Below are 11899 nucleotides of genomic sequence, written 5' to 3' on the forward strand. Positions count from 1 at the left end.
CGCTCAGCGCCCCTGCATGTTGCGATGTTCGGGCGGCATCCGCACGGTAAGCGTGTCGAGCGCGCCGCCGAGCAGTATCTGGCAGGCGAGGCGACTGGTCCGCGTGGCCCCGGTGGCGAGATCGAGCATGTCCTCCTCTTCCTCGCTGGCGGGGGGGAGATTGTCGAAATCGGCGGCGTCGACGATCACATGGCACGTGGAGCAGGCCATCTGGCCCTCGCACGTGCCCTCCAGCGGCTGACCGGCATTTTGTGCGACTTCGAGCAGCGCGGCGCCATCGGGGGCGTCGACTTCCTGAACGGATTCGTCGTCGGACGACAGGAAGCGGACCCGGGTCATGCCGAAACGGCCTGGGCGCGGGCGGCGGTGTCGATACGGTCGAGGGCGGTCATCAATTCCTCTTGAGTCGTGTAGCGGCCAAAGCCGATGCGGATGCTGGAGCGCGCCTGTCGGTCGGTCAGGCCGATCGCGCGCAGGACGTGGCTGGAGCGGCCCGAGCCGCTGGCACAGGCCGAACCGGCGGAAAAGGCAATATCGCGCAGTTCGGACATCAGGCGGGCGACGTCGAGCCCGTCGCGGCGAATGTTGAGGTTGCCGGGATAGCGAAGGTCGTGCGCCCCGTTGAGGTGCCAGCCGTCGAGACGCGCGAGTGCAGCGTCGCAGAGCGCTGTGACATGTGCCATGTCGGCGTCGCGCCGATCGGCCATCAGCTTCGCCGCCGTGCCGAAACCGGCGCAGAGCGCGGGGCTGAGCGTGCCCGAGCGGCCTGCCGCCTCCTGTCCGCCGCCATGGAGCAGCGGCGCGAGCGTTACGCCGTCGCGTATCCATAGGGCGCCGATCCCCTTTGGCCCGTGGATCTTGTGCGCGGAAATGGCGATCAGATCGGGGCCGTCAGGGATCGGTATGCGGCCATAGCCCTGAACCGCATCGCAGAGCATCAGCGCGCCGGCCTGATGCGCCAGTTTTGCCAGCGCGCCGACCGGCTGGATCGTGCCGATCTCGTTGTTGACGAGCATGCAGGCGACGAGCGCGGTGCCGGGCGTGATCGCTTCCGCCGCAGCTTCCAGATCAACGATGCCGTCTTCGCCGACCGGCAGGATCACCACCTCCCTGCCCTGCCCGCGCAATGCCTCGACCGTGTCGAGCACGGCGGCATGTTCGGTCGCCTGGGTCACGATGCGACCGGGACCGACGCCCTTCAGCGCCCAGTTGAGCGCTTCGGTGGCGCCGCCGGTGAAGCTGATGTCGCCATTTTCGGGAAGCAACGCCGCGACCTGATCGCGCGCCACCGCGACTGCCGCGCGCGCGGCGCGTCCGGGCGCATGCGCGCTGTGCGGATTGGCGTGCTGCGACTGGAGCCAAGGGAGCATCGCCTGCAATGCTTCCGGCGCGAGCGGCGTCGTCGCCTGATAGTCGAGATAGATCATGCCGCGCGGTTTCTCCCCTCGGCGGCGAGGTTCAGCCAGTGCTCGAAGAACTGATCAATCTCTTCTGCGGTGGTGTCCCAGCCAAGGCTGACGCGGATCGTGCGGGCAGACACTTCCTCCGGGATACCAAAGGCCCGCAGCGTCCGGCTCTGCTTGAGTGTGCCGGAGGAGCAAGCGCTGCCCGCTGAAACTGCAATTCCCGCCATGTCGAACCGCATCAACTGGGCCGCCGCGCTGAAACCGGGCGTCGCAACGGCGAGAATGTGCCCGCTCCACAGCGCGCCTTCACCGGCGGGGGAAACCACCTCGCCACCCGCCCGATGGAAGTCATATTCGCGGTCCACAAGGACTTCGGCAATATCCAACCACTTTGCCGTCCCGTCTCTGTTGCGCGCTACGTCGACGGCAGCGGCGAATCCCAGCGCGCCGGGCAAATTCTCAGTGCCCCCGCGATAGCCGAATTCCTGACCGCCTGACGGGTCGAGCATCGCGAAATCGCGCACCAGCAGCGCACCGATGCCGGGCGGTCCGCCAAGCTTGTGTGCCGACACCACAATCATGTCCGCATCGGGCAGCGCCAGCTTTCCGGCAGATTGCGAGCAATCGGACAGGAAGATGCCGCCCGCCTCGCGCACCTGATCGGCCACGCCCTCGAGCGGCTGGATCGTGCCGGTTTCCGAATTGAGGTGCTGGATCGCCACGATCGGCTTGCCGTTGCCCGCGAGCAGCGATCGCAAAGCTTCCCGGTCAAAGGCGGCACCCGCCATCGGCACTATCGCGGCCTGCGGTCCGGCAGCGCGGAACACCGCATCATGCTCCACAGCCGAAACGATCCCCCGATCCGCCTTCGCCCTGCCCAATCCGATCGCCAGCGCCTCGCTCGCGCCGCTCGTGAAGATCAGTTCGCCGTCCCATCCCAACGCCGCCTTGATGCGGGCGCGCGCATCCTCGAGCGCGGCGCGCGCGGCGCGGCCTTCGGCATGCGGCGAAGAGGGGTTTGCCCAGTTGCGCATCCCCTGTTCCACCGCCGCGATTGCCTGTGGCAGCATCGGCGTGGTCGCGGCATGATCGAGATAGATGCGGGTCAAGTCGTGTTCCAATTGCGCAAATCGGGTCCGTGCCTATATAGCGCGCACTTTCCTGCGCTCCACCGGAGCGTGAACCGAATCATCGTAGGTGCCATGCCCGAAGTCATCTTTCCCGGTCCGGAAGGCCGCCTCGAAGGCCGTTTTTCGCCCGCTCCCAAGCCCCGCGCACCCGTCGCGATGATCCTGCATCCCCACCCGCAATCGGGCGGGACGATGAACAATCACATGGTGCAGGAACTGTACAAAACGTTCCAGCGGCGCGGTTTTGCGACGCTGCGCTTCAATTTCCGCGGCGTGGGACGCAGCCAGGGCACGTTCGACAATGGCATCGGCGAGCTTTCCGATGCCGCCAGCGCGCTCGACTGGGTACAGAGCTTCCACCCCGAAGCATCGACCACCTGGATCGCGGGCGTCAGCTTCGGCGCGTGGATCGGCATGCAGCTGTTGATGCGCCGCCCCGAAATCCGCGGCTTCATTTCAGTCGCTCCGCCCGCGAACATGTATGATTTCACGTTCCTGGCGCCCTGCCCCAGTTCGGGCATCATCATTCAGGGCGACAGCGACGAAGTCGTTACGCCCGGCGCGGTGCAGAAGCTGGTCGACAAGCTGCGCACGCAGAAGCACATCACCATCCATCACGATGTGATCCCGGGCGCGAACCATTTCTTCCAGAATGAAATGGGCCTGTTGATGAAGAGCGTCGACAATTATCTCGACATGCGGCTCGACCCGAACTCACCGATCCGCTGAGCCATGACCATTCGCCGCGTCGACATCACAGCGACCGGCGGATGCCAGTGCGGCGCGGTGCGATATCGCGCCACGGCGATGCTCGACAATGCGCATATCTGTCATTGCCGGATGTGCCAGAAAGCGACCGGCGGGCCGTTCGCCGCGCTGGTCGCCGCGCCCGATGACGCATTGACCTTCACGCGCGGCGCGCCTGCCGTTTTCATGAGTTCGCAGCGTGTCGAACGCGGCTTTTGCAGCGATTGCGGCACGCCGCTTTTCTATCATTCGCTCGACAGCGGACGGACCAATCTGACGATCGGATCGCTTGACGATCCCGCCGCTTTTTCGCCGCATAGCCAGCTGGGCAGCGAGGCGCGGCTGCCGTGGTTCGGCGCCTTGCCGACGCTGCACGACGATGGCGTGACCGGCGCTGCGAATCCCGAATGGGCAGCAGCGATCGCGCGAACGAGCCGTCAGGCCCCCGATCATGACTGACCGGCGCTAGGAAGCGCGCAGCCGCGCCGCGATCCAGTCATCGACGATCGCCGTGCCGGGATAATCGGCATTTCCCATGTCGCGGTTGATCTGCATATGCCCGCGTAGCGCGCGTCCCGGCAGCGCACGCACGCTGGCATCGGTTCCCGCACCCGTCAGCACGCGCGCCAGCCCCTCGGACTGGCGCTTGCCGTCGTCGCGATCGACATGGAGGATCAGGAACGCCGGGGCATTGGGCGAAGCGGCATGATGGAAGGGCGACAGGGCGCGCTGGCGCACAGGATCGTCACCGAACGCCTGACGATAGGTATCGTGCATGATCCGGGGACCGTCGCCAAGCTGGGCCGGGACGTCATAGGCAGCCCCGTCGAGCAGAACCACGCCGCGCAATGCGTCCATGCTGAGCCCCGCGGCGCGCAGATATTGCGGATCGGTGCCGACCAGCGCGGCCAGATGCGCGCCCGCACTATGCCCCATCAGCACGATCCGCGAGGGATCGATGCCCAGTTCGCGCGCATGACCGACCAGCCAGGCGAGCCCATTGGCTATATCCGCCGCCTGCTGCTCCACAGTCGCCGCAGGAACCAGCCGATAGTTGAGCGAGGCGACGGCATAGCCGCGCGCATGGAAATGCGTGATCTTTGCTTCGCCGGTGGCATTGCCCTTGTCGCCGCGCTTCCACCCGCCGCCATGGACGAAAACGATCAAAGGCGCATTTTCGGCAGCGGCAGGATAGAAATCGAGCCGTTGCAGCGGCGCTAGCCCATAAGCGATTTCACGCGCGTCGGACTGGATCGCCGAAGGCGCCACGGGATCGGCCAGCCCTCTGGCAGCGACGCATCCGGCGCTCAGCAGTGCCGCCGCAGCGATAGAGGCCGTCAATATCCTGCGCATGCGCGTCTCCCGATATCCGTCGCCAACATGACACCGGAGCGCTGAACCGCGCCTGACTCAGAGCGTCCAGATCAGGACATTGCCGAGCATCACCGCAGCGCAGACGATCATCAGGATGCCGCGCCGGCGGTCGTTGCGCTTTGCGATCATCCACACGCCGCCGGCGACCAGCGCCAGCATCGCCGCGATCGTCAGCATCAGCGCGAAGCCGGCAATCGGCGTCAGCGAACCGGTCACGACAATTCCCCGGCGGCATCGGCGTTCTGAGTGCTATTCTCCGATTCGCGATCGGCGAGCACGCGGGCATAGGCGTCGGGATCGACATTGCCGCCCGACAGGATGACGAGCATGCCCGGCTGTAACGCGATCTTGCCGGACAGGATCGCCGCGAGCCCGACCGCGCCGCCCGGTTCGACCACGAGCCGGAGATGATCGGCCGCCCAGCGTTGCGCGATGCGAATCTCCGCCTCGGACACGGCAATGCCGGTGACGCCGCGATTCGACAGCACGTCGAAAGTGAGTTGCGAAACCCGGGGCGTCATCAATGCGTCGCACGCCGTTTCCGGCGCATCGTCGCGCACCGGCTCGATCCAGCCCGCCTCGAGACTGCGGCACATATCGTCCCAGCCTTCGGGTTCGACGATCGTGACTTCGGCGTCGGGCAGCGCCAGCGCGCATCCGGCGGCGAGCCCGCCCCCGCCACAGGGCACGACGATGCGAGTCGGCTGGTCGAGCCCCAGGCTGCTCATCTGCTGCGCGGCTTCGATCGCTGCGCTCCCCTGCCCCTCGATCACCCAGGGATCGTCGAAACTGGGCACCAGAGTCGCGCCGCGCGAGTGCGCCAGATGCGCGGCGATCTTCTCACGATTTTCGGTCCTGCGGTCATAGGAAACGACCTCGGCACCCAGCGCGAGCGTGCCGTCGCGTTTCACTTTCGGCGCATCGGACGGCATCACGATCACTGCCGGAATGCCGAGCCGCCGCGCCGCCCAGGCGATACCCTGAGCATGGTTGCCCGAGGAAAAGGCCACCACGCCGCGCTGACGCCCCTGTTCGTCGAGCGCGGACAGCCGGTGCCACGCCCCGCGCAGCTTGAACGCGCCGACCGGCTGGAGCGATTCGGCCTTGAACGCGACCGTCACCCCCCTGATACTCGCCGTCAGCAACGGCGAAGGCGGCACGATCGCCGCGATCTTGGCAGCAGCGTCCCGAACGCCTGCCCGTGTAGGCTGTCTTACAATCGTCACGACTCAACCCCGCAAGGAACTCACAACGTCCTATAGTCTTTACATCAAAAGCGGTGGACCCTATGTGGCCATTCCCTCGCTGCCCCATGGGACTTCCAACCGCAAGGCAGCACTTGTGTTGAACTGCAAAACTACCCTTGGAGGTCCCTTGAATTGGCCAAACATCATAGCGCGCTGGGGCTAGCAACCGCCCTTCGACCGGTTCAGCCGGTAACGCTTGTTCGCCCGCACGCAGCTGCGCGCGCTGCCCGATTCTTCGTCGAGAAGTTTCCGGGTCGTGCGATGTACGCCGTAAAGGCGAATCCGTCCCCCGACCTGCTGCAGGTTCTGTGGGATGCAGGCATCACGCATTATGACGTTGCTTCGCTGGGCGAAGTCCGACTCGTGTCGCGGACGCTTCCCGACGCCACCTTGTGCTTCATGCACCCGGTGAAGGCGGAGGAAGCGATTGCCGAGGCCTATTTCGATCATGGCTGCCGCACTTTCAGCCTCGATTCGATCGAGGAGCTGGAAAAGATCGTTCGCGCGACCGAAGGCGCGAAGGATCTGACGCTATGCGTACGCCTGCGCGTATCCTCCGATCATTCCAAGCTGAGCCTGGCTTCCAAATTCGGCGCGATGCCGGGCGAGACCAAGCAATTGTTGTTCGCCACGCGCCAGGCGGCCGATGCGCTGGGCATCTGTTTCCATGTCGGCAGCCAGGCGATGAGCCCGGAAGCCTATTCCAACGCAATGGAACGCGTGCGCGAAGCGATCGTCGAAGCCGCAGTGACGGTCGACGTAATCGATGTCGGCGGCGGATTTCCGTCGGCCTATCCGGGGATGGAGCCGCCGGCGCTCGAACATTATTTCGAAACGATCCACCGCGCCTGGGAAAGCCTGCCGATCAGCTATTCGGCGGAACTGTGGGCCGAGCCGGGCCGTGCGCTGTGCGCCGAGTATAGCTCGATCGTCGTCCGCGTCGAAAAGCGTCGCGGTGACGAGCTTTATATCAACGATGGCGCCTATGGCGCGTTGTTCGATGCGGCGCATATCGGCTGGCGCTTTCCGGTGCGGCTGCTGCGTGAGCCGGACAGCAATGCGCGGGACATGGAATTTTCCTTCTATGGTCCGACGTGCGACGACCTCGATCATATGGCGGGGCCGTTCCTGCTGCCGGCCGATATTCGGGCAGGCGATTATATCGAGATCGGCATGCTGGGCGCCTATGGTTCGGCGATGCGGACCGCGTTCAACGGCTTTGGTTCGGACGAGACCGTAATCGTGACCGACGAACCGATGGCGAGCCTGTATCTGCCCGACGAGCAACGCCGGGCGGCGTCGAACGTCGTTACGCTGTAACATTTGCTGTTAAGCCCGTTTGGGCTGAGCCGGTCAAAACCCCGTTCTTCTCTCTGCAGCCGGCAGCGAAGAAGAGCGGCACTTCGACAAGCTCAGTGCAAACGGGTTAAGAGGCTGTGCCTCTGCCAACGGGTTTCCGCGTCCCCTTTTTGAACGACGTTGGCCATGACGATTGGGAGAACCCCCATGACCGATACCCTGACCAAGACCGCAGCCGCCAACGCGCCGATCAACGACACGCGCAAGGCCGAACTTCTGTCGAGCACCGTCGAGCATATCGACATTCGCAGCTTCGACGCGCGTCCGATCATCGATTCGATGAAGAAGATGAGCTTCACCAGCCGCGACCTGGCGAATGCGACCGGCATTTATAACCAGATGCTGAGCGACCCCGATTGCACGGTCTGTCTCGTCATCGCCGGTTCGACTTCGGCGGGCGGCTGCATGGACCTCTATGCCGAGCTGGTGCGCAGCAACATGGTCGATGTGATCGTCGCCACCGGCGCCAGCATCGTCGACATGGACTTCTTCGAAGGGCTTGGCCACAAACATTACCAAGCGCTTGAAATCCCTGACGATGACACGCTGCGTTCGCTCTATATCGACCGCATCTACGACACCTATATCGACGAAGAGCAGCTGCAGGATTGCGACCACACGATCAACAAGATCGCGGAATCGCTCGATCCCAAGCCATATTCGTCGCGCGCCTTCATCCGCGAAATGGGCAAATACCTTGTCGAGCACGGCAAGAAGGACAACAGCCTCGTCAAGCTGGCGTACGAGCATGACGTTCCGATCTTCTGCCCGGCGTTCGTCGACTCCTCGGCGGGCTTTGGCCTCGTCAAGCATCAGGTCGATGCCGCCAAGGAAGGCCGCCCGTACATGGTGCTCGATGCGATTGCCGATTTCCGCGAGCTTACGCAGATCAAGATCGAGGCGGGCACCACCGGCCTGCTCATGATCGGCGGCGGCGTGCCCAAGAACTTCATTCAGGACACGGTCGTATGCGCCGAAATCCTGGGCCATGAAGATGTCGAAGTGCACAAATATGCAGTCCAGATCACTGTCGCCGATGTCCGCGACGGCGCCTGTTCGTCCTCGACGCTGCAGGAGGCGGCGAGCTGGGGCAAGGTCAACACCGGCATCGAACAGATGGTGTTCGCCGAAGCCGGCAGCGTGATGCCGCTGCTCGCCAGCGATGCCTATCATCGCGGCCATTGGAAGGACCGCGCCAAGCGCGCCTGGGCCAAGCTGTTCGCCTGATCCGCGCGATCGAACGCAAACCGAAAAACCCGCCGGAGCACCCTGCTCCGGCGGGTTTTTCCTTGGCTATTGCGGTTGCGGATCATAGCCGCTGGCGGCGATTGCGCATGGCACGACACGCGAACCGAAACGCAGCGGCCGAGGCTCGCCTCCACGCCCCAAGTCATCGATAGGCAGCGCATCATAGGCCAGCTATAGCCGGTGCATGGCAGAGAAATTCGAACGGCATCGTCAGCCCTGGCGGCCCGATGAAATCCAGAAACTTCACACGCTGGCCGGCAAGGGCATGGCGCTGAAGGCGATCGCCAAGGCGCTGACCCGCAGCGAGGAATCGGTGAAGGATCGCGCACGAGCGGACGGGCTGAAGATCGCCAGGTTGCGATGAGGCGGCGCCAAACTGTCGATTAAACTTACAGTAACCAAGGGCTCCGCCAGGCCGTTAACTATGTAACACATTGTTTTTAAGCGTTTTGGTGGTTCTGGCCCGATCTCTGCTTAAGTGTTTCCCGGCACAATAATTGGGAGGCACATATGCGCCACATCCGTACCATCACCAGCGCGGCGTTGCTCGCGGCAGCAGTTCTGCCGGCGGTCGCGCAGGCTTCGTCGACTCCTCCGGAAAGCACCCCGGGCGGCGGTGGCGGTCAGGGCACCAGCGGTTCGCCGACTTCGGTTCCCGAACCCGGCACGCTTGGCCTTCTGGGCGGCGGCATCGTCGCTGTCGCGCTTGCCCGTCGGGCACGTCGCCGCAAAAGCTGATCGCCGATCCCGCTGCGCTTGCGAAGCGCGGCGGACCAAGGCAGTTTGCCCTCCGGCGGAAGGCCCGCCGGGGGGAGAACGATAATGCACAGCCAGATTCTCGCGCCTGTCGTGGTGCTCGTGGCGTGGTCGCTGATCATGCTGCTATGGACGCTTGCGGTCCGTTTCCCGGCAATGGCCAAAGCCGATATCAAGCTCGGCAATCTGGTGGGCGGCACCGGCAAGGACGCCGACCGCATATTGCCGCCACAGGCGCAATGGCCCTCCCACAATTACAATCACCTGATGGAACAGCCGACGCTGTTCTATGCCATCGCGCTGACGCTGGCGATCATGGGCTGGGGCGACGGGATGAATGCCTGGATCGCCTGGGTCTATGTCGGCCTGCGCATCCTGCACAGCCTGGTGCAGGCGACGTTCAACCGCGTGAGCATCCGGTTCGCGCTGTTCGTATTGTCGACCTTTGCGCTGGTCGCACTGACGCTGCATGCCGGGATCGCGTTGCTCCACGGCCATTGAGCGTAGGGGCTAGGTCGTGATCCGACTCTGTCCCGATTAGCTTCGACCGTTTGTCCTGAGTAGCCATTGAGCTTGTCGAAATGGCGTATCGAAGGGCCCTTCGATACGGGTCTTCGCCAGGCTCAGCCCCTACTCAGGGCGAACGGAAACGTAATTCCATTTAAATAGCACAGGATCTAACCGAACAGGCGCGTCAGGCTGCGTTCGAGCATCAGCAATTGCCACAGCGTGCGGCCATGTTCGGCACGACCGGCGCGGTGATCGGCGGCGAGCCGCTCGATTGCCTTCAGGTCGAACCAGCCGGTCTGAGCCAGGAAGCGCGAGCGCGGCAGCGCGGCGGCTTCCTCGGCCAGCGCCTTGCGGAACCATGCCGATACCGGCGTCACGAACCCCATTTTGGGCCGATAGAGAATTTCCTTCGGCAGCCACGGCTCAAGCGCCTTTTTCATCAGCCATTTGCCCTGCCCCGCGCGGATACGCAGCGCAGGCGGCAAGGTCGCCGCGAATTCGACGAGGTGATAATCGAGCAGCGGCTCACGCGCCTCAAGGCTGACGGCCATGCTGGTGCGATCGACCTTGGTCAGGATGTCGCCGGGCAGCCAGTGCTGGAAATCGGCATATTGCGCGCGATCGAGCGCATCGCGTGCGGGCGCATTGCGCATCGCATCGACATAGCGTTGCTCGGCGGCGTGGCCGCCCAGCGCCTTGCGCGCGCCATCGGTATAAAGCTGGTCGCGAAGATCGGGGCGCGTGACGCCGACCGCCTTGGGATAGGCGAACTCGCCACCCTCCGCGAGCGCGAGCAAGGTTGTCTTGGCGCGGAACGGACGCGGCGCCCAGTCCGCCTTGGGATAGAGCCGGCCTAGCGTGCCAAAGATCGGCTCGCGCAGGCTTTCGGGCAGCAGCCCGCGTATCTTTTCCTCGGCAGCGTGGAAACGATAGCGGCGATATCCCGCGAAGCTTTCATCGGCGCCGTCGCCCGACAGCGCGACCGTCACGCTTTCGCGCGCCAACTGGCAGACGCGATAGGTGGGCAGCGCGGAGGCATCGGCAAAGGGTTCGTCAAACGCGCCGACCAGCGTGTCGATCAGTGCGAAATCATCGGCGGCGACGGTGCGGATGCTGTGCCGGGTCGCGAAACGCTCGGCAATCGCCTGGGCATGCGCGGTTTCGTCGTGATCGGCTTCGTCAAAGCCGATGGTACAGGTCTTGACCGCCGCCTTGCTCGCTTCGGCCATCATCGCGACCACTGCCGAACTGTCGACACCGCCCGACAGGAACGCGCCGAGCGGCACGTCGGAAATCATCCGCGACTGGACCGCCCGACGCATCAGATCGACCAGTTCGGCCTCCAGATCGGCCGTCTTGCCCTTTGCGCGATGCGTGAAATCGAGGTCGTACCAGCGTTTCGGCTGGGGCACCGGCTTGCCGCGTTCGAGCAGCAGGAAATGTCCGGCGGGCAGCTTTTTAACGCCCGCGACGATACAGGCATCGTCGGGAACATAGCCAAGGCCGAGGAAATCCTCGACCGCATGGAAATCGGCCGCGCGGCGGACGAGCGGGTGCGCCAGCAGCCCCTTGAGTTCCGACGCGAACGCGACCGCGCCGTCGGAAAGCTCGGCATAATGAAGCGGCTTCACCCCGAACCGGTCGCGCGCGAGAAACAGGCTGCGCGCGGCAACATCGTAGATGGCGAAAGCGAACATGCCGTTGAGGCGCCGGAGCATGTCCGGCCCCCAGGCACGCCAGCCATGGAGCAGCACTTCGGTATCGCTATGCGTTTCGAACTGCGCGCCCAGTGCCTCCAGATCGGCACGGACTTCCATGAAATTATAGATTTCGCCGTTGAACACCGTGACGACCGCGCCGTCGGCCGTCTGCATCGGCTGCGACCCGGTGGCGAGATCGATGATCGAGAGGCGCCGATGGCCGAGACCCACGCCGGGAACGGTCCAGACGCCCGACCCGTCCGGCCCGCGATGCACGAGCGCGTCGGTCATCCCCACGATACGCGCGGGATCGACCGGTTTGGGCGTGTGAGGATAATAGAGGCCGGCTATGCCGCACATGATGTCCGCGCCCCCTTCCCTGCCGCTGGCGTCCCGTCGCGCCTAGGACAGCGCGGCGCGGC

The 11899-nt window shown here is 64.5% G+C and carries 14 protein-coding genes; 7 read left to right on the forward strand and 7 right to left on the reverse strand.

What is annotated here, in order from left to right; translation table 11 throughout:
- Window positions 1–3: 3 nt before the first annotated feature.
- Genes DKB74_RS05820 through DKB74_RS05830 form a run of 3 tightly spaced genes read right to left on the reverse strand, consistent with a single transcriptional unit; the run spans window position 4 to window position 2515 of the window.
- Window positions 4–339 (reverse strand): 2Fe-2S iron-sulfur cluster-binding protein, encoded by a 336-nt coding sequence (locus tag DKB74_RS05820; RefSeq protein WP_109807211.1) that lies wholly within the window; start codon window positions 337–339, stop codon window positions 4–6.
- Window positions 336–1427, reverse strand: coding sequence for a cysteine desulfurase family protein (locus DKB74_RS05825; RefSeq protein ID WP_109807212.1), 1092 nt, complete (start codon window positions 1425–1427; stop codon window positions 336–338). The genes DKB74_RS05820 and DKB74_RS05825 overlap by 4 nt, the downstream gene beginning before the upstream one ends.
- The gene (locus DKB74_RS05830) at window positions 1424–2515 is read right to left on the reverse strand and encodes a cysteine desulfurase family protein (protein ID WP_109807213.1); all 1092 of its coding nucleotides are present in this window, start codon (window positions 2513–2515) and stop codon (window positions 1424–1426) included. The genes DKB74_RS05825 and DKB74_RS05830 overlap by 4 nt, the downstream gene beginning before the upstream one ends.
- A gap of 93 nt (window positions 2516–2608) precedes the next feature.
- On the opposite strand from DKB74_RS05830, the gene DKB74_RS05835 reads away from it, so the two are divergent.
- On the forward strand, window positions 2609–3265 hold the full coding sequence (locus tag DKB74_RS05835) for an alpha/beta hydrolase (RefSeq protein WP_109807214.1): 657 nt from the start codon (window positions 2609–2611) through the stop codon (window positions 3263–3265).
- Window positions 3266–3268: 3 nt separating this feature from the next.
- Window positions 3269–3742: a GFA family protein gene (locus DKB74_RS05840; RefSeq protein WP_205007841.1), complete on the forward strand. Its 474-nt coding sequence runs from the start codon at window positions 3269–3271 to the stop codon at window positions 3740–3742.
- A gap of 6 nt (window positions 3743–3748) precedes the next feature.
- On the opposite strand, the gene DKB74_RS05845 is transcribed toward DKB74_RS05840, so the two are convergent.
- From DKB74_RS05845 to DKB74_RS05855, 3 genes are read right to left on the reverse strand one after another with little or no spacing between them, the layout of a single operon-like run.
- Complete coding sequence (locus DKB74_RS05845) at window positions 3749–4636, reverse strand: alpha/beta hydrolase (protein WP_109807215.1); 888 nt, start codon at window positions 4634–4636, stop codon at window positions 3749–3751.
- 57 nt (window positions 4637–4693) lie between these two features.
- Entirely contained in the window at window positions 4694–4873 is a 180-nt protein-coding gene (locus DKB74_RS18810; protein ID WP_109807216.1) for a hypothetical protein, read from the reverse strand.
- Window positions 4870–5883 (reverse strand): threonine ammonia-lyase, encoded by a 1014-nt coding sequence (locus tag DKB74_RS05855; protein WP_109807217.1) that lies wholly within the window; start codon window positions 5881–5883, stop codon window positions 4870–4872. Before DKB74_RS05855 ends, DKB74_RS18810 begins: the two co-directional genes overlap by 4 nt.
- A gap of 153 nt (window positions 5884–6036) precedes the next feature.
- Between DKB74_RS05855 and DKB74_RS05860 the strand changes: the two genes are divergently transcribed.
- The 5 genes from DKB74_RS05860 to DKB74_RS05880 all read left to right on the forward strand — a co-directional run bounded on the left by DKB74_RS05860 (window position 6037) and on the right by DKB74_RS05880 (window position 9768).
- Window positions 6037–7224 carry a type III PLP-dependent enzyme gene (locus DKB74_RS05860; protein ID WP_109807218.1) on the forward strand — a complete coding sequence of 396 codons (1188 nt, stop codon included), beginning with the start codon at window positions 6037–6039 and terminating at the stop codon, window positions 7222–7224.
- A 186-nt stretch (window positions 7225–7410) separates the two neighbouring features.
- Window positions 7411–8490, forward strand: coding sequence for a 1,9-bis(guanidino)-5-aza-nonane synthase (locus DKB74_RS05865; protein ID WP_109807219.1), 1080 nt, complete (start codon window positions 7411–7413; stop codon window positions 8488–8490).
- Between the two features lie 205 nt (window positions 8491–8695).
- Window positions 8696–8875: a hypothetical protein gene (locus DKB74_RS05870; RefSeq protein ID WP_109807220.1), complete on the forward strand. Its 180-nt coding sequence runs from the start codon at window positions 8696–8698 to the stop codon at window positions 8873–8875.
- 146 nt (window positions 8876–9021) lie between these two features.
- The gene (locus DKB74_RS05875) at window positions 9022–9249 is read left to right on the forward strand and encodes a PEP-CTERM sorting domain-containing protein (protein WP_109807221.1); all 228 of its coding nucleotides are present in this window, start codon (window positions 9022–9024) and stop codon (window positions 9247–9249) included.
- A gap of 84 nt (window positions 9250–9333) precedes the next feature.
- Complete coding sequence (locus DKB74_RS05880; protein WP_109807222.1) at window positions 9334–9768, forward strand: MAPEG family protein; 435 nt, start codon at window positions 9334–9336, stop codon at window positions 9766–9768.
- Between the two features lie 176 nt (window positions 9769–9944).
- Here the strand turns inward: DKB74_RS05880 and DKB74_RS05885 are convergent, their stop codons facing one another.
- Window positions 9945–11837, reverse strand: a complete 1893-nt coding sequence (locus DKB74_RS05885; protein WP_109807223.1) for an XrtA/PEP-CTERM system amidotransferase — start codon at window positions 11835–11837, stop codon at window positions 9945–9947.
- Window positions 11838–11899: the final 62 nt, after the last annotated feature.

Origin of the sequence: Stakelama portus (assembly GCF_003171655.1) — a bacterium.
In the GTDB taxonomy this organism is placed as follows: Bacteria; Pseudomonadota; Alphaproteobacteria; order Sphingomonadales; family Sphingomonadaceae; genus Sphingomonas; species Sphingomonas portus.